Raw genomic sequence first — 17,807 nt, forward strand, 5'->3', positions numbered from 1 at the left:
TTGAGAAAAAGTCTATTGATACTTATACTTACGATATTCGTATTAACCTCTGCACCAGCAATGGCAGGGGGTGGAAAAACAGACGTAAATTCTGTTGGCAATTTAAATTTTACTGATAAAGTGGTTTACTTCCTGGACCATACCAGCGACCCTGACGAAGGAAACTGGATCACAATGGGATGCCCAGATGAGGCCAGAAGTATCCAGCTCCCTCAGCCGATAGAACTCACGTATAACGGCCCGAAATATAAGGAATATGGCGGAGCTTCCGGGACCTTAAATAAGGAAGAAGGGGAAAGTTACACCATAACCTATCCATCAACTTCTCCCTACTGCACCCATCCCATTTACCTCCCTACGGACGATGTAACCATATCGTATTATGGAAAGTCGGACCTGAACGGAGATGTTGAAGTATACCTCTTAAAAGTCGACTCGGACTGTATATACGGGATTTTTGATGCATTTCAGGCAGGAAACATAGGGGATCTGGACAACCTCTTCCACAGCAACATAGAAGAAGGGGATTACAAAAAATACTATGCCACACTAGGGGATAACGGCGACTTATTAGATTATGACCTTGGGCCTCTCGATGCAGGCGAGTACAGCGTAGTCATGCTACAGGAAAATGATGACGGAAGCCTGACAGTCCTTTCTGCAACCGCTTTCGTGGTTACGGAATATGACCTGGGCGTCTCTTCCCTTTCAAGTATCAAAAAAGGGAATAACCTGGGAATAAGCATAACAGGAGTTCCCGACGAAACCGCTTGCACCTACGGAGCAGTGCTCATAAAGAAACAGGCATACAAAGCAAACATCGAAATCAACTCCGATGGAACCAGGGACGGAACTTCTGTAATAATAAACGATATAGATATTATTGATGAATTTGACATTAACTCCTCAAACTACAGGTCAAAATTGACCAAAAATGAACTGCAGACAGAAATCCAGACTCTTATAGGGGCAGAAAACGGCGCCATAGCAATAGGGGAAACTGACCAGAAAACCCTGTCACTTACCACATTCGATCTGCCTGTAGACTCCTATTACCTCCTTGTGGGCGCATATAGCCCCGAAAAGGGACTGGTAGGGCTTTCCCAGAAGGTGATCGAGATTAAATCAAGCGGTGGCAGCAGTTCCGGAGGAAGCGGCGGCGGCGGCGGTTCCCCTGAGCCTGCGAAAAATGTAAAAATAAAAGAGCTCTGCCAGAAGTTTGTCTCAAATGGCAACAGAATCAGGTTTGAGTTCACAAAAGAAGCCACTCCTGTCGGCTATGTGCAGTTCAACGCCAAAAAAACTGCAGGCAAGATAACAACTATTGTTGAAGAACTAAAAGAGAAATCCTCACTTACTCCTACAGAGCCTGAAGGAGAGATCTACAAACACCTTAATATCTGGGTAGGAAACGGCGGCTTTGCAAATTCAAACAACATTGAAAACGCCATTGTGGGCTTCAGGATTAGCAAGGACTGGATAACTGAAAACAACATTAACATGGATACAATAACCCTTCAGCATTTCAGTGGAGATCAGTGGAACTCCCTTAACACGGAAAAAGTAGGTGAAGATGAGGAGTATCTCTATTTAGAAGCCGAAACTCCAGGTTTTTCCCCATTTGCAATTACAGCCAGCAAGAATATCCTTGAGGTTGGAGAAAAAGCAGGAGAAACTGAGGATCAGTCCACCGTAGATGCAGAACAACAAGACAATTCAGAGACAGGTGTGGAATCTGAGACGGCTTCAAAAGAAAAAGGAAACTCTGGATTAAAAATTGTCAGTTTCTTTATAGGTTTCCTTGTAATCATTCTAACGGGGGCAATTATAAAGAAAAATATAGACAAGAACAATGAAGATGAAGATGAAGATTCTGAAGAGTAAGTGGAAATTCTGAAAAGTAAGAAAGAACAGGAGAGATTCTTTCTCCTGTTCAAATTCGATTTTTAAGATTACTTGTTGAATAATTGATCAGGTTTTTAGAAAATTCAGTCCTTAAAGTTCTTAAAGTCCTTATATACTTAAATCAGGCTTTTTAATCCCTGTTCCAGTTCTATCTCTCCTTTCCACCAGCCGGCAATTTTTGAAACATCTGCCCTTGAGTCCCGAACATCTCCTGCCCTTGACCCGGCATGGATGATCTGGCTTGAGGAACCGGTCAATTTAATAATATTCTCAGCAAGCTCCAGGACTGTTACGCTTTTTCCCATAGCCACATTGAAGACCTGACCATCCCCGTGCTCGAGGGCTGCTACGTTTGCCCTGACAACATCTCTGACATGCACGAAGTCCCTGCTCTGAAGTCCGTCACCATAAATAACAAGGTCTTTTCCTGCCTTTGCCCTTTCCAAAAAAAGGGGGATAACAGCTGCATAAGGAGATTTTGGGTCCTGGCGCGGACCGTAGACATTAAAGTAACGCAGACAGGTGGTCCGAAGCCCGTGCTCTTCATAAAACATCCTTGCAAGGTACTCCCCATCAAGTTTGGAGATTGCATAAGGTGAGGCAGGCTCAGGATACATGCCCTCACTTTTAGGAAGTACAGGGTTATTCCCGTAAATTGCAGCTGAGGATGCTGTCACAAATTTCTCAACTCCAGCCCTGACACATGCCTGCAATACATTAAGTGTTCCAAGAGTGTTTATCCGGAATGCCTCGACTGGTTTTTCACAGCTGAGAGGCACTGATACAAGAGCAGCTTCATTGAAGACGCAGTCAATATCCGAGACCGCCTTTTCAACTGCAGAAGGATCACAGATATCCCCCTGAATGAATTCGATATTTCTGTGCTGAGGGATATTTCGAGAAAACCCGGTAGTAAGATTGTCAAGGACCCTTACACTATGTCCTGCTTCTGCGAAATACTCAGCAATATGGGAGCCTATGAAACCTGCCCCTCCTGTAACCAACACATTCATGTTTTGAGAAAAGGGGAAGGTACAAAATATAATTTTCCATGCCGGCCTGAAAGTTCCAGAGGGCCTGTTACGAAATAACCCATGCAAAACACAATTATTATGGAGTTAAATCGGGTAGTATGTGTGGGAAAAGATAGTTGAGTGCAGTATAGAAAAGTGCCTGAGTAATTTCGCAGAGAACCATTAGTTAAAAAAGATGGAATTTGAGCGGAAGATAATGCAAGATAATGGAAAGACAATTAAAAACAATGGAAGATAATGGAATATAAGGAAGGACAATAGAAGACAATGAGAGAATATGGAAGACAATTGGAGACAATAAAAGACAATTGAAGACAATGAGAGACTATGGAAAATAGAAGAACTGGTCATCATCAGGAGAAAATCTCGCCAGAGGGGAAAAAATTTTCATAGGAAGAAACCTTATGGATACTGGGGAATTCAAAAAAAATTGGGAAATTCAGGTCTTCAGAAACTGATAAGTAAAGTACAGTTAGCCATGCAGCTTGAGAGAGTTAACCGTACAGCTTGAGGTGGCGGGATAATTTCCAGAAAATATTACTTCAAAGTAGTGGCTACTTATCGGGTTATTAAGCCGATTTACTCAGTCGATTATTCCTTTTAGATTATCCATTCTGTAGTAGCAATGTCTGAAGAAGGGATGCTGGCAGCATAAAGTGGAAAAAATGTATCATATGTGGGAAAAATGAATTACATACATAAAATAAATGTGAAGATGCGCCGGGATGAACATATACGTAATGAATTATAGTGGAGTAGCGGAAAGCTTACATAAGTATAAATTGTAGAAAGATAGATTACTAAATATTTTCGCAGTGATAAAATGGCTGGAAACCGACAATATCCTCTGGATCTGCTACTTGTGGCAGGTCTTGTGCTCCTTACTGATATCTTCGTACTTGTACCCGTACTCAGTGGAAGCTTTCTGCGCACATTCCTTGGACTTCTTCTGGTCCTCTTCCTACCAGGATATGCCCTGATAGGAGCCCTCTTTCCTGCAAAAAAAGACCTGGAAGGAATTGAGAGAGCCCTGCTTTCCTTAGGGTTAAGCATTGCCGTAGTCCCGCTCATGGGATATGGAATGAACTATACTGACTGGGGAATCAGGGAAGTTCCCATACTCACAGGCCTTTCGATTTTTACCCTTCTCATGTGTGGAACGGCGTATTACAGAAGACACCAGTTACCTGAAGCTGAAGCCTTTGAAGTCCCGTTCAAAACTTCTCTCCTTACCCTTAAGGCAGAGCTTCTGGAAGAGAATGGGTCCAGAGCCGGCAGAGCCTTTTCAATGTTACTGGTGATTTCTATTCTAGCTTCTCTCGGCAGCCTTGTCTATGTCATAGGAAATCCCAGAGAAGGAGAGTCGTTCACCGAATTTTACATCCTGGGACCTGACAGAATGACTGAGAATTACCCAACAAACTACACACTCGGAGAAAGCGGGACAGTTTTTGTAGATATTACGAACCATGAGTACAGGACTATGGATTATACACTGGAAATCAGGCTTGAAAATCGTTCCCTGCCTCTTCCGGAAAACCAGAAATATATCAGCCTTGACCATAACGTATCCTGGGAAGAGCCAGTTACTATTACTCCGCCTTTTGAGGGAAAGAACATGAAACTGGAGTTTCTGCTATTTAATGAAACCGAAAAAAGTGTGCCTTACAGGAACTTGCACCTCTGGATTAATGTCACAAAGGAAGTCTGAATATGGGGTCTCCAGACTATACATCTTCAGAACTGGAAGCAAGACGGGTCTCTTTGCCGGAGCTTGGGGGAATGTTAAAAATGCAGACCGATGAAAAAATTGGATACTCAAAAAAGCTAATCTCTGCAGGAGTCCCTGTTATTGCTATTGCTTTTGCCGAACTGTTAATATTTAGCGGAAGAATAGAAGAAGCAGCAGTAACCTATACGCTGCTTCTCATAATCCTTTCACTTTCAATAATAATCTCAAAAAAATTGGAGATACGCAAAATTTACCAGGCACTTATACTCCTGCCCATCCTTCGTCTGGTAAACCTTTCAATGCCGATATTCTTTGAAACCAACCTTTACTCTTTCGTATTCATGTACATACCTATGACAATTCCGGCAACTATCATATCCATTCATCAAAAAATCCCGGGCGAGAAGACAGTAGATTTACTCAAGAAAATGCGGATTTATCTGCCCTTTTCTATCCTTGCAGGCCTGATCTTTGCAGAGGCAGAGTATTCAGTCATCCGGACAAGCCCTCTTATCCCGGATCTGTCTCCTGTTAACCTGCTGTTACTCACGATTATAATGATTTTTGTAGTCGGCCTGGTAGAGGAATTTATCTTCAGAGGGATTATCCAGACAAGACTGGAAGAATCCTTAGGACCTGCAGGAGGTATCCTGCTTGCAAGCCTGTTGTTCGGGATAATGCATTCAAGTTATGGCACTCCTTACGAGATGGCATATACGTTTCTTGCGGGAGGCGTACTCGGGTATTTCTTTTACAGAACAAAAAGCCTTTCTTTCGTAGTAATGATTCACGGTTTTATAAACGTATTTTTATTCGGGCTAATTCCACTCCTGGGTCCGGGATTGGGACTGATATAAAAAGCTGTTAAAAAAAATAACTGTTAAAAAAATATAACCAAAACTGCATACAACATCAAGTATAACTTGGCTGAGTTAGTTGAGATAAAAACAAGGAAGAAAAGATTAAAGTCAGGAAGAAAATATATGAAGTCCCTGATGCCCAAACCGAGCAAATCAGGACTGAAGCCTCGGTTTTGTTTACTTATTATACTAATCCTATTTTTTGGAGCTACCGCCTCTCCTGCCACTGCAAAGGTAACAGACTGGAAAGTAATGCCTGTTTTATTTCTGTGTCCCGTAGAATATATAAGTGTGGCTCTCTTTAAAGGGAGTCGAAATAAAGGGAGTCGAAATAAAGGGAGTCGAAAGTTCATTATTAACGGGATTTCAGGGCATTTCGGAGAAAAAATTTATGGGAAGGCACTCAAACCGCTTCTGGGAAATTGATTGCCTGCGAGGTTTTGCAGTTATTTTAATGCTTGGATATCATTTTCTCTATGACCTGGATTTTTTTGGGCTTGCTGATATTGAGTTAAGGTCCGGCACGTTTCTCTATATTGGAAGAGGGGCAGCTTTCCTTTTTATTCTGATATCCGGAGCCGCTCTTTCCATAAGCCGTTCAAGAGCTCTTGCCAATGGGACATCAGGAAAGCCTGCGGAAAATTTTTCAAAATACTTTAAAAGAGGGCTGAGACTTTTTTCAATGGGAATGATTATTACAGCGATAACCTGGATTTTTTTCCCCGGGCAGTATATTCTCTTTGGAATCCTTCACTTTTTCGGGGTCTCAGCATTGCTTGCCTACCCGTTCCTGAAGTACGGAAAAGAAAACCTGTTCTTCTGCCTGTTTTTTGGCGTTGTGGGGTTATACCTCAAAGACAGGACTTTCGAGTTTTCTGCTCTTCTCTGGTTGGGATTCAGGCCCGAAGGTTTCATAACCCTGGATTATTTTCCTCTGTTCCCCTGGTTTGGGGTACTTCTTACAGGAATTTTCCTTGGAAACTCTCTTTATAAAGGTGGGAATAGACAGTTTAAAGTCCCTGAAGCCGATAACTTCTTGCTTCAGAAACTCGTTTCATGGGTCGGGAAACGTTCCCTGTTCATATATTTTATCCACCAGCCTCTCTTCCTCGGGCTTTTGCTCCTGAGTGGGCTCCTTGACCCTGGGATGCTCTGAATAGATTGATCTAAATATAGTGACCTCAACAGATTGATCTAAATATAGTGACCTGAATATATTGACTTAAAGATATTTATCTAAAATATATTGATCTCAAAGAGGCCCTCAAAATAGTGATATAAATATATTCAAAGTGCATGATTATTCCGTAAAAAACTGTTTTTTCGTATGTTTTTTGGCACAAAGAGAATTAACAGAAAGAGCTAAACCTGTGGTTTTAAAACCTGTGGTTTTATATAGTATATAGAATACCTGATTTTGCATTATTATCCGATATTAATAATACCATATGTAACTACTAACCGGCAATATTATTCATATAAACGGCAAGATTTTCATATCTGATTTACCCACCCTTATTGCAATACTGAGAAACCTTAATGTCAACTTATCACGCTAACGCGATGAGCTTGTTATAGGCTCTCGTTGACCACCTTACCTTCTTTATAAACTGTGATACTGGTTTGCACTGCCCCTTGAAAAATCATCAGCGCGATTTACCCGTGTATACGGTTGAACCCTTAAGGATCAACCGGTAAAGAGTTAAAAAGTGCGAAACCAAAAAGAAAATGGAGAAAAGAATGTATCTGGAAATTGCAATGTTTGCCTATTTTGTAACCCTCTTCCTAACGATTCGAGATATTCGGATTTTTAAAAGGACGGGTTATTTATCCTACAGGAAAGGTGCCCTCAGGGGGCTTGCAGCTTCTTCCCTGATCCTCATAGGGGCAATCAGCATTGATGCAAAGCCAGATCTTGGTCTGCTTATTGTTTTATTTGGGCTTATTGTCAACCGTAAAGGGGCAAGAGAGCCAGTTTTTACTAATGCAGGAACAATTGACCGTTTTCTTGGGAAAACAGATTATGTAAAGAGCAAAACAGTGAAAAAAATAGATGAAAAGGCAGGAATAAGAAAGGGAGTTAATTAAAAGGCAGGAATAAGAAAGGGAGTTAATAATAAGAGACAGGAAGAAATAGGTAGGGAAAGAGAAAAAACATTTACAGAAAAGGTAGGGATATTCCCAAAAATACTTTTTCACCCCAAAACTTATAAATCTCAAGTTACCTATTAGTCGACAAAATCAGTATAGTTAAATTTTTGAATCCAGTTTCCGCTAAATCATTAATCGGAGATAGAAGAAACCCCATGTTATGGAACTGCTTCCTTTTCCGGCTTCACGTTAACCAGAATTCACAGGGAAACATGGTTTAGACAAACCACAAAAACTTGAATAACTGGAATAAAAAACAAAAACATAAGAGGAGATACGATGGGAAATATAAGACAGACAAACATCAAAAGAACTGCATTTAGCCTGCTTGAAAACTACGGAGACGTTTTTACAAAGGACTTTGATACCAACAAACTCCTTGTGACAAAGTATACAACCATTGAGAGCAAAATAATTAGAAACCGGGTTGCAGGCTACGTCACAAGAAAAGTTGCACGCATGAAAGTTTACTGAATAAGTTTACTGAATAGATAAAGAACTTATTTCCAGGAAACAGGCAGGGGTATCAATATGTTTGAAGGAGCAATGCCTGCCCTGATCACTCCTTTTACTAAAGATGACAGGATTGACAGGGAAGGGCTACGAAGGAATATAGCGTTTGTGGAAGAGGGAGGAGTTTCGGGAATCGTGCCCTGTGGCACGACCGGAGAATCGGCAACTCTTTCCGCTTTGGAGCATGAAGAAGTAATCGACATTGCAGTGGAGTGCTCAAAGGTTCCTGTGATTGCAGGAACAGGTTCAAACAACACGGGAGAAGCTCTCCAATTTACAAAACACGCTGCAGATGCGGGTGTTGATGGCGTACTTCTAATCTCTCCCTATTACAACAAGCCTAATCCTGCCGGCCTGCTAGCTCACTTCAAGAAAATTGCAGAGGCAGTAGATATCCCTATGATCCTCTACAATGTCCCCTCCCGGACAGGGCAGGACATGCCTGTGGATGTTATCACCAAACTTGCAAAAGTAGAAAACATCGCGGGAATCAAAGAAGCCAGCGGGAACGTCGGCAAAGTCTCCCAGATCCTTGAGCAGACTATTGATGACGATTTCGTGGTTATCTCAGGCGAGGATGGGCTGACTCTTCCAATTATTTCCATGGGGGGCAGCGGAGTTATTTCAGTTGTTGCAAATATTGTGCCTGACAAAATGTCGGGACTGGTAAATGCAGCCCTCAGGGGAGATTACGAGACTGCAAGAAAAATCCATTTCGAGATAGCCCCTCTGATCCGTGCCCTTTTCCTTGAAACAAACCCGATTCCGGCTAAGAAAGCTGCAGAGCTTGTCGGGCTCGCAAGCGGGCACCTGAGGCTTCCACTCGCTCCCATGAGCGATGCAAATCAGTTAAAGCTTTTAACGGAGCTCAAGAAACTGGGGGTAATGAAATGATTAACGCAGCAGTACTCGGAGCCTGCGGCAGGATGGGCTCCTTAATTATAGAAAACATTACCAGCTCCACCAACATGCAACTCGTTGCCGCTTTTGATGTGGGAAACATCGGAAGGGATGCAGGAGAATTTGCCCATGTGGGCAACCTGGGAATCCAGATTTCAGATGTTAAAGATCTCGAAACAGTCCTGAAAAAGACTCAGACTGAGGTCCTTATTGACTTTACTATAGCCGGTGCAACCATTGTAAATGCCCCTGTTGCTGCAGGATGCGGAGTAAACCTGATAATAGGAACTACAGGCCTGACTCCGGAACAGCGGGCAGTAATTGATGAAGCTATCCGGAAAAACAAGGTGCGTGCAGTCATATCCCCTAACTATTCCGTAGGCGTGAACGTCTTTTTCAAGATAGTTAGGGAAGCTGCAAAGTATCTTGCAGACTATGATATAGAGATTATCGAAGCTCACCACAACCAGAAAAAAGATGCCCCAAGTGGGACCGCCCTTCGCGCAGCTGATGTGATCAGTGAGGTGCTGGGTGGCAAAGAGTACGTATACGGAAGGGAAGGCATCGCGCCCCGCGGGAAAGAAATAGGAATCCATGCAGTGCGTGGGGGGGACATTACCGGAGACCACTCCGTACTTTTCGTAGGAAACTCCGAAAGGATTGAGATCCGGCATATGGCTCATTCCCGCCAGATCTTTGCCAAAGGTGCAGTCCGCGCAGCCGAATGGGTCTGCGGAGAGGAACCCGGAATATATAATATGGACGATGTCCTCGGGTTGTAAAGCTTTATTTAAGGGAATTAATTTTAAAGGCTGGTTTCTGAAATCATTCAGTTCCGCCTCTATTTTACATTTTAATCGGAATCCTCAACCAGCTTTTTCTTAAATCTTTTCGGACTATCTTGATTTCATCCATTTTACTTAGAAATAATTTCCAAGTGTTCCATAGCGAAAAGTATAAATTATAGAATATCGGAAATAGGAGGGTGTTTGCTTGCATGTGCCCGCCCCCTGAAGCCTCAAAACATCACATCATCCCATGATGCGGATACGGATACATACCTGCAAGCACATTTCCAGATAAAAACCATCCATCCCAGGAAATGCAGGCTCCTGAAAAAGAAAAGTAGAAACTGAAAAGCAGATTCTCATAAACCAAACGGAGCCCTGCAAACCCCGGAAAAACTCATTTTTTGCTGAAAACAAACCTGAAAGTGGTTTTAAACAGCTGTCTCTACTATGGAAAGGGGCTGACCCTCCGAGTAATCAGCGTAGAGTTCTACTTCAACAGTGCCCCAAGAATCAACTTTCGTACTATACTTTTCCGTAAACCTGCCGTCCAATGTGAATTTGAATGTGTAATCCACCATTTCAACCCCCATCTCCCGGGACCTGAAGGGTTTGGGATAGCTGATTTTTTCACCTGGGGCCAGTTCGTATGTTTCATTAAGCACGGAATTATTCTCCGAATCAAAGACCTCCACCCTGAGTTCATGCGCCCCTTCATCCATATTTCGGATGCAAAAAAGCGGAGTTGGAGGCCCGACTATGTAATAGGGGTTGGTTATGAACCGCACTATAAAAAATACTGACAGCAACAAAACCAGAATCGACGCACCTATAAAGGCTTTCCTTTTGAGATTTTCCATCGGCTTTTGTTCCTCCAGATTAACTTTGATTCCCATGATCAATTATTTTCAATAATTCATCAAGGACGACAGTTTCACCCTGGATGTTTTTGTGGAAGTAAAACCCAGGCCTTCTCAGAAAACGTTGTCTATACATTTAAAATATAATTTTTATATTCGTTTATAAATCGCCATACTCGAAAACAAATTTTAACCTTGTTCCATAAATATTTTATGGCCAGATCATCAAATTATTCTTGAAAAAACTTCAGGATCCCGCCATCTAGTAAAAATTTTTAGGACAATGACTCCAAAAAGTTACAAAGATAGAAAGGTATAAATAGTCAACATGGAGATGTTTACTTATGTTCCTTCCGGCAGGTGAAAAACAGTTTGAATTCTGGGTCCTTCGCCGAAACGGGCTCCCGAACATCAATATTGCAAAGCATTTCGGGGTCTCCAGGCAGGCGATCTCAAGAGCCCTCCTCAGTATGGATAAACGCATTGAAGAAACTCTACTTGAGATGGCCAGGGCAAACAGGATAGAAGTAGAAAAGCTGGACTCAAAGAAAGGAATCCTCTTCGGAAGATCGATTCCTTTCAAGACCAGCGCAATAATCTTTGTCTCGATAAAACACGGAATGCAGGTCTGGTACGAACATGAGGGAGAATGCGGGTCCTGCGAAAGGTACAGGGAATGTATCGAACTCCTCTGGGACTTTGCAGAAGAAATGCAGCTCAAACTCCAGAGTTCGGATGATCCCACAAAAATAGCTGACGAATTGTTTGGAAAATTGAAAGAATTGGTGGAGCAGGCCTGAATTCAACCAGATAAAATTGAATGAAGGGGAAACAATGAATGTATTTGTAAAGAGTATACGGAAACTAATGGGATGGTGCCCGAATGCAAAACCACTTAAAACTCAACATTCCATCTGCCCTGAATATTTGGAAACTGATAACCAATCCAGGGGAAGAGATGCAGGAAATACCCCTATTTTACCCTCTGGTTGGTGGAACAAACGCCATAATAGGTCATTAATAATGTCCTCCGTGTTTACCCTCTTTTCCATATATTGGATCGGATTCCAGGGAGTTCGTCCCATGGATAAAGGTTTCATGTTTGGGTTAATTTTCGGAATTATTTTTAACCTGACCTTTTGTATCTGGAGCTGGAATTATCTGGATAACATAAAGAACTCAAGCAAAAAAAGAAAAATTATAACTGTATCGTCAAAATGGAGAGTTATAAATCTAATACTTTCCCTGGTATTTCTGTATCTCTTATTTTCACAATTTAACTGGGGATTCGTTTTATTTTTAATCTCTGCTTTTTGTTTGATAGCTTTGTTGTATTACTTTAAACTTGATTCATCGCCCCTGGTGCTGCTTCTTTACTTCGGTTCACGCAACATGGCACCTATATCCGGCATTTGTTTGACAGCTTTTCTGTATTACCTTACAGATGTATACTGGGAAAAGAAGAATAAAAAAATCGTGTTCATCGATGGGCGTAACAGTCCAGAGATCTACATTGTAAATAAGGGAGCTGAGTTATAATGACTTTGACCCTGGAATACATTAAAAAACTGATGGGGTGGTGCCCTAACGCAAAAGCGCTTGAAACCGGATCTCTAATCAGCTCAGCTAATTTTGAAACATACGATCAATCAGGAGGAGAAAAAGCCAGGAACCCTGAGTTTTTGAGCCGATTTTCCAGGCTATTTTCCAGGTTTGACGTCAGAATCCTTCTGCCAACGATTTTCTTAACCCCCTTTTTCATAAATTCACTGTTCCGAACAGGTGTAAATACAGAGGCTCTCCTTTTAGGCCTTTCACTTTCTCTACTTATCTATTTGCTCGGCTGGAAAAAGCAAATGCGTCAGTACGATACCCTGGCAAAAAAACCCATTATTGCGTCTTCCTTTAAAAAAACATTATTCTGGATTTTCTTAGTCCTGATTTTGGGTTTGATTTTGCCTATGGTTTTCTTGTCTTATATCTTGTCTTATATACCCTCTTTTCTTAACGCTCGGTCAATGTATTCTTTCATTGCAGGAGCCTGGATTCTTATGGGGGGAACCTATCTTCAGCTAATTTACTGGGAGAGAAAAAACCATCTGAAAATTTATATAAAAAGTGAAAAGGGGTTCCAGTGGATGTACGCCCTTGGAGAAAAAGAGGGGAAACTGTGAACTGGGGAGCCGAATACATCAAAAAGCTGATGGGCTGGTGTCCGAATGCAAAAACACTCGAAACTCAATATCCCACCCACCCTGAATATTTTGGCGCGAATACCCGGGCCAGAGGTGGAGATTCCAGAGACCCGGAAAATCGAAGCTGGTTCCGGAAAGTGAGTAACAGAATTCTCCTGATTGATTCTTTTCTTACACTTATATACCTAGCAATGACCCGTTTGGATGTGAATATATCTGCTTTGCTTGCCGGATTTTTCATTTCTGTAACGCTTATTGGCTTTGATTGGAAGAAGCAGATGCACAGATATGATACCATAGCACAAAAACTAATTTTCGATAATTCCGACATGAAAAAACTGTTTCATTCCGACATGAAGAAACTGTTTCGGAGAATAAATCCAATTTTCTATGTAATGCTTTTTTATTGGATTTTTTATTGGATTTCTTCAGGAGATGTAGAAAGGAATTATTCCTTACAAATAGCCTTTTCATTTGGAGGAGGTCTCCTGATGGGGATATGGATTAATTATTTCCAGCTAATATCCTGGGAGAAGAAGAACCATAAAACAATTTATTTCGATAAAAGTTACGGGGCATGGAAACAATCGTATCTTATTAGGGAGAGAGAATAAATGCCCGATAAGATATTTGTTTTTGACCAGATCAAAAAGCTTATGGGCTGGTGCCCTTATGCAAAAACACCTGAAAGCGGGTACCTAATTCCCTCCGGGAATTTTGAAGCAAATGCCCGGGAAGGAAAAGAAAAAGCAGGGACACCGGAAACCCTGTACGGGCACAGAAAAGCAAGCACCCGAATCCTCCTTATGAACGCGAGTTTTACTCTCCTGCACCCCGTGGTGCTTGCCATAATAGGCCTGAACCGGGGAGCTTTTCTTGCCGGAATTGGCATTTCCATGCTAGTAGGCATCTTCGACTGGAAGAAGCAAATGAAAAAATATGATGCCCTGGAAAAAGAACCGGTGCTAGATTACTCCGGCAAGATGAAATTGTTTAAAAAATGGCACAGAATTCCAGGTCTCATATTTTTGCTCCTTACTTTTTACCTTTGGTCTGAAGCAAGGGAGTTGGCCACGCCGTATCTCTATTCTTTCGTTGCAGGCTCCCTTATTTTCCTCTGGTGCAGTTACCTGCAGATGATTTACTGGGAGAGGAAAAACCATAAAACGCTCTACTTCAAAAGTTGCGGGACCTGGAAAACCTTGTATGTTATAAGGGAGAGAAGGTAGATGCCTGCTAAAGCTGTTGTTTTCGAGCAGATCAAAAAGCTGATGGGCTGGTGCCCGGCTTGCAAGAAAATGGCACAGCAAACAAAACAGCCCTGCGATTTTGCAAACGTGACCCCAATTTCCGGAAAAACAGGAAATATCCCGGAATTCAGAACTTCAAATGTAATTTTTCCTGCAAATTCAAATCTGGTTTTTGTACTTTTTTATATAGGCATCAGCCTGCTTCTGAGGTATCCAAAGGACATTACACTCTTCCTGGCAGGTGTCTTCCTGCTTAACACCTGTTACTACGTTCTATTTCTCAAAACTTTCGAGGCAGCAGTTCTGGCAGACAGATTCGGGGTACACCTGCAGGTCTTCAGACTGAAGAATTTAAAAATTCCTTATGAAGAGATTAAAAGTGTGGCTTCATACAAGCATGAAAAACGTTCAAAGGAAATGTCCATACTCCTGGGAATTGGAGGAGTCGCCATTTGTGGATTCGTAGTTTACATGGTTGTAGTAGAAGGAGAATGGAAACCACTTCTGCTATTGGGCTCCCTGTTTCCCTTCCTACTGCTTATGGAGAGGAAACAAAAAACCCGGTTATTGGATCTGAATACGCAGCTGTATATTAAAATCAGACACAAAAAATGGTATGAATGGACTCCTTATTATTCCTTGATCACGGATGAAGCCTCGGCTGAAGAGCTTAAATCATTTATTGAAAGGCATTTGTGAAGGCGTATGAAATGACTTTCGTGAATTACTTCAGAGAACTGATGAGCTGGTGCCCGATGGAAAATTCCCTTCGGAAATCCCCCGGTAAAAGAAGAAAACAAGCTCATTATTTCAGGCTTTTTAGGAGTTGTTGAAAGCCCTTTTCATCAACGACCCTCTGGGTATTGAGCATTTTCTTAAATTCATCGACACCTTTTTCCCCGCCTTTCCCCTCAAGCTTATCCTTCAGCTCCATTGCCGCCCGCAAAAGCCCGGCGGCCTCTTCATAAAGCGTTTCAGCTTCTGCCTTTGTTAGTTCCTCGGTTTCCAGCAATTCTTCATCTGCTTTTGCCCTTTCCTTCAGTTTCGGGATAAGAGCCCTGATTTTGGCAGCTTCATCCGGATTGAGGAGTTCTTTTTCCCCCAGTTCCCGGACCATGTCCCGCAGCCTGTACTCCTCACCCTCAATCTCCAGGCATTCAGGGATTTTCTTCCCGGCCCAGGCAAAGTCGCTCCTGAGGCTCCAGAGGAGTTTGTTGCGCCCCTGAGAATCAAGGTATTCTGTTTCTGCCTCTGCTTTGTTTATTTTTGTATCATCTTTCAGCATGAACTCTTCCCCTTAAATACAGACATACTTTTATGATTTCTCCGCCCGGGCTCTTATTCTTTTCCATCCCTGCCCGGAAACCCGCTAAAATCGATCAACTGCTGAGCCAGATTCACTGATCAGGTAGATCAATAAGCACTATGATTGCCATAGGCACTATGATTACCTTTTTTAGGCTTTCGGACTCCCATACCTTTAACCCGTTCTCTGGCGCAGGAAAAAGTCTTACCTCAATGCCTCAAATTTACCGCATTTTCCAGCCAGTTTATAATGCACTTGAATTTATCTAGATTCATTTTTTAATGAAAAACTCGTTTATCAGAATTAAATTTTATAGCATATACAAAATAAATTAAAAGGGTTATTATCCAAATATGATATACCCTTTTTTGTTAGTCAAAAAAACAGCTACATTATGTATTTAAGAAGAAGAGAAAAAGGATTCATTCATAACAGCCAGGTTATCATAAATAATCAAAATGTGATCAAGTATATTCAAAAGATGTTATCAAACATCTCTTTGGGTGTAACCCTACACCCTCCACTCCGTCTGCAAATGCTTTTGGAGTTGCTTTCCTGATTATATTCAGAGCTCCGTTGACATCGGCATTGATAATTATCCCAGTTGCGGATTTGAATAGGCCTCGTTTGATCCTTCTGCCTACGTATTTAGCTCTGTGTTCTACAGGTTCGTTATCAAGGAAACTACATTTTGATGTATGACTCTCTTCTTGAAGTATAACTTCTATGTTGACTTCCTGAGCTTTATACTGGATCATTTCAATCAATTTAACCAGAGGGAGCTGAACAAACTTCTGGTTGTTTTTTCGTCCCATGTTAACTTCTTGCTTCCAGTTTTCGTTTTTGCCAATTATGATTGATTTGACATTGTTTTTGATAGCGTAATTAACTATTCCACGGCTAAGTTTGTGGAAATAATCCTTTATCATGTTATTTCGTTTGAAGTCGAGTTTTGCTAATTTACTACCCCATTTTATTTTAGCCAGATCGTATATGTGCTGAATCCGGGCTTTTTTCATGTTATAGAACTGATTAATGTTGTTTGCAGTATAACCCTTAACAACAATTGGGTTTGCACCAAAGTTGTTTGCGATAGTTGCAATATTGCGAACGCCAAGATCAATTCCTAAAACTCGGCTTGAGTTAATTTCATTCTCAGAAACTGTTTTGTCGTACACGATTTCACACGTATACTTATTTGCGTTTGAGATTACCCGTACTTCTCTGAGGTCCACATCAACTAATCTGGTTTTCAATTCCAGGTTTACCGCTTTTGGGAATATGAGTATACCATTAACGATTTTACACTGCTGGTTTGTGAATACCAGGATATGTTTTCCATCTTTGTGTTTGTATTTGGGTGGTTTAGGGCGTCCCATAAACAATTCAGGAGATTTTGCGTATACCTTTAATGCTTTGAAGAACGATTTCCAGCTTTTATCCAGTAGTTTAAGCACCTGTTGAGCAGTCTGTGCTGGCAATGCTCTGTATTGTTCTGTGTTTTTTAGCATTGAGTAAAGCTGTTTATACCAGATACCTTCACCCTTTTCACCAGTTTCCTGGTAAAGCTTATCATTTTCAAAGAATCTTTGTCGTATTATGTAGTTGGCAGTATTAAACAAATTTTTAGAGGCGTGAGCCAGGACTGAAACACTATTTGATTTAAATTGAATTTGCTCAGTCCTTGTCACAAGTGCCATTTTAGTCAATCTCCAGCTTTTATACAAGTATGTTGATTGATAATATCAGATGATTATGTAAGTTACCATTGTTACCATTTTTCAGACCCATATAATTTAGTAGAGAATTTCAGCCAGAACTGGAGTGTTAATTTTATACAGAAAAGTATTAAATAATTAAGAGTATTATTATCATTTGGGGAAATTAGACAAACTGGCAACCAGATATGGAGGCTGGAAAAGAAGTAGAATTATTAAATATACTATTTTCCGGTCCGAGTTTGATATGGCAAGCCTCCCAATAAAAAAGAAATTTGAGTGAAAAAACTTGAGGTCGTTGACTAAAATCTTAGTACTTACAGCCTGTCTGATCGCATTGAGTGGGGTTGCATCAGCCTGTAACTGTTGAACTAACGAACTTAGAAGCCCTGGTTCTGGAAAAAAGGAAGCATCAACCGGAATAAGATTTAGTCAGCTACTTAGATCCTTTACCTCCGAAAAGCCGGTGGGAATTTCAAGATAAAAAGAGATCCATATTCCTCAGCAGGAGTACCGCCCTGCTGAGGAACTCCTTTTGCTGAAAAGTGCTGAAGAATATCCGGCTTTCCCGATGTTCAGCACTTCTTCTATTCTC

At 41.4% G+C, this 17,807-nt stretch carries 19 protein-coding genes; 15 read left to right on the forward strand and 4 right to left on the reverse strand.

What is annotated here, in order from left to right:
- A complete protein-coding gene (locus PHF18_RS00855; protein WP_300097208.1) occupies window positions 1-1,884 on the forward strand; it encodes a TIGR04279 domain-containing protein in 1,884 nt (627 codons plus the stop codon).
- A gap of 137 nt (window positions 1,885-2,021) precedes the next feature.
- Here PHF18_RS00855 and PHF18_RS00860 read toward each other — a convergent pair whose 3' ends face one another.
- On the reverse strand, window positions 2,022-2,918 hold the full coding sequence (locus tag PHF18_RS00860; protein ID WP_300097209.1) for an SDR family NAD(P)-dependent oxidoreductase: 897 nt from the start codon (window positions 2,916-2,918) through the stop codon (window positions 2,022-2,024).
- A gap of 844 nt (window positions 2,919-3,762) precedes the next feature.
- Between PHF18_RS00860 and PHF18_RS00865 the strand changes: the two genes are divergently transcribed.
- The 8 genes from PHF18_RS00865 (at window position 3,763) to PHF18_RS00900 (ending at window position 10,231) form a co-directional block, all read left to right on the forward strand.
- Window positions 3,763-4,650 carry a DUF1616 domain-containing protein gene (locus tag PHF18_RS00865; protein ID WP_300097210.1) on the forward strand — a complete coding sequence of 296 codons (888 nt, stop codon included), beginning with the start codon at window positions 3,763-3,765 and terminating at the stop codon, window positions 4,648-4,650.
- 2 nt (window positions 4,651-4,652) lie between these two features.
- On the forward strand, window positions 4,653-5,528 hold the full coding sequence (locus PHF18_RS00870) for a CPBP family intramembrane glutamic endopeptidase (RefSeq protein WP_300097211.1): 876 nt from the start codon (window positions 4,653-4,655) through the stop codon (window positions 5,526-5,528).
- 394 nt (window positions 5,529-5,922) lie between these two features.
- Window positions 5,923-6,687, forward strand: coding sequence for a heparan-alpha-glucosaminide N-acetyltransferase (locus PHF18_RS00875; protein ID WP_300097212.1), 765 nt, complete (start codon window positions 5,923-5,925; stop codon window positions 6,685-6,687).
- A gap of 572 nt (window positions 6,688-7,259) precedes the next feature.
- Window positions 7,260-7,619: a hypothetical protein gene (locus tag PHF18_RS00880; RefSeq protein ID WP_367279119.1), complete on the forward strand. Its 360-nt coding sequence runs from the start codon at window positions 7,260-7,262 to the stop codon at window positions 7,617-7,619.
- A gap of 342 nt (window positions 7,620-7,961) precedes the next feature.
- Window positions 7,962-8,156, forward strand: coding sequence for a 30S ribosomal protein S17e (locus PHF18_RS00885; RefSeq protein ID WP_300097213.1), 195 nt, complete (start codon window positions 7,962-7,964; stop codon window positions 8,154-8,156).
- 57 nt (window positions 8,157-8,213) lie between these two features.
- On the forward strand, window positions 8,214-9,089 hold the full coding sequence (gene dapA / locus PHF18_RS00890) for a 4-hydroxy-tetrahydrodipicolinate synthase (RefSeq protein ID WP_300097214.1): 876 nt from the start codon (window positions 8,214-8,216) through the stop codon (window positions 9,087-9,089).
- Window positions 9,086-9,877, forward strand: coding sequence for a 4-hydroxy-tetrahydrodipicolinate reductase (gene dapB / locus PHF18_RS00895; RefSeq protein WP_300097215.1), 792 nt, complete (start codon window positions 9,086-9,088; stop codon window positions 9,875-9,877). Before dapA ends, dapB begins: the two co-directional genes overlap by 4 nt.
- A gap of 207 nt (window positions 9,878-10,084) precedes the next feature.
- Window positions 10,085-10,231: a hypothetical protein gene (locus PHF18_RS00900; RefSeq protein WP_300097216.1), complete on the forward strand. Its 147-nt coding sequence runs from the start codon at window positions 10,085-10,087 to the stop codon at window positions 10,229-10,231.
- A gap of 83 nt (window positions 10,232-10,314) precedes the next feature.
- On the opposite strand, the gene PHF18_RS00905 is transcribed toward PHF18_RS00900, so the two are convergent.
- On the reverse strand, window positions 10,315-10,743 hold the full coding sequence (locus PHF18_RS00905; protein ID WP_300097217.1) for a hypothetical protein: 429 nt from the start codon (window positions 10,741-10,743) through the stop codon (window positions 10,315-10,317).
- 344 nt (window positions 10,744-11,087) lie between these two features.
- Between PHF18_RS00905 and PHF18_RS00910 the strand changes: the two genes are divergently transcribed.
- The 6 genes from PHF18_RS00910 to PHF18_RS00935 are packed head-to-tail and all read left to right on the forward strand — an operon-like array spanning window position 11,088 to window position 14,887.
- Window positions 11,088-11,543, forward strand: coding sequence for a hypothetical protein (locus PHF18_RS00910; protein WP_300097218.1), 456 nt, complete (start codon window positions 11,088-11,090; stop codon window positions 11,541-11,543).
- Window positions 11,544-11,577: 34 nt separating this feature from the next.
- The gene (locus tag PHF18_RS00915) at window positions 11,578-12,282 is read left to right on the forward strand and encodes a DUF1673 domain-containing protein (protein WP_300097219.1); all 705 of its coding nucleotides are present in this window, start codon (window positions 11,578-11,580) and stop codon (window positions 12,280-12,282) included.
- Window positions 12,282-12,917, forward strand: coding sequence for a DUF1673 domain-containing protein (locus PHF18_RS00920; RefSeq protein WP_300097220.1), 636 nt, complete (start codon window positions 12,282-12,284; stop codon window positions 12,915-12,917). The genes PHF18_RS00915 and PHF18_RS00920 overlap by 1 nt, the downstream gene beginning before the upstream one ends.
- A complete protein-coding gene (locus PHF18_RS00925) occupies window positions 12,914-13,552 on the forward strand; it encodes a DUF1673 domain-containing protein (protein WP_300097306.1) in 639 nt (212 codons plus the stop codon). Before PHF18_RS00920 ends, PHF18_RS00925 begins: the two co-directional genes overlap by 4 nt.
- Window positions 13,553-14,167 carry a DUF1673 domain-containing protein gene (locus PHF18_RS00930; protein ID WP_300097221.1) on the forward strand — a complete coding sequence of 205 codons (615 nt, stop codon included), beginning with the start codon at window positions 13,553-13,555 and terminating at the stop codon, window positions 14,165-14,167.
- On the forward strand, window positions 14,168-14,887 hold the full coding sequence (locus tag PHF18_RS00935) for a DUF1673 family protein (protein WP_300097222.1): 720 nt from the start codon (window positions 14,168-14,170) through the stop codon (window positions 14,885-14,887).
- A gap of 106 nt (window positions 14,888-14,993) precedes the next feature.
- Here the strand turns inward: PHF18_RS00935 and PHF18_RS00940 are convergent, their stop codons facing one another.
- Window positions 14,994-15,473 carry a DUF5788 family protein gene (locus PHF18_RS00940; protein WP_300097223.1) on the reverse strand — a complete coding sequence of 160 codons (480 nt, stop codon included), beginning with the start codon at window positions 15,471-15,473 and terminating at the stop codon, window positions 14,994-14,996.
- A 485-nt stretch (window positions 15,474-15,958) separates the two neighbouring features.
- A complete protein-coding gene (locus PHF18_RS00945; protein ID WP_300097224.1) occupies window positions 15,959-17,194 on the reverse strand; it encodes a transposase in 1,236 nt (411 codons plus the stop codon).
- Window positions 17,195-17,807: the final 613 nt, after the last annotated feature.

The organism is Methanosarcina sp. (assembly GCF_028693135.1).
In the GTDB taxonomy this organism is placed as follows: domain Archaea; phylum Halobacteriota; class Methanosarcinia; order Methanosarcinales; family Methanosarcinaceae; genus Methanosarcina.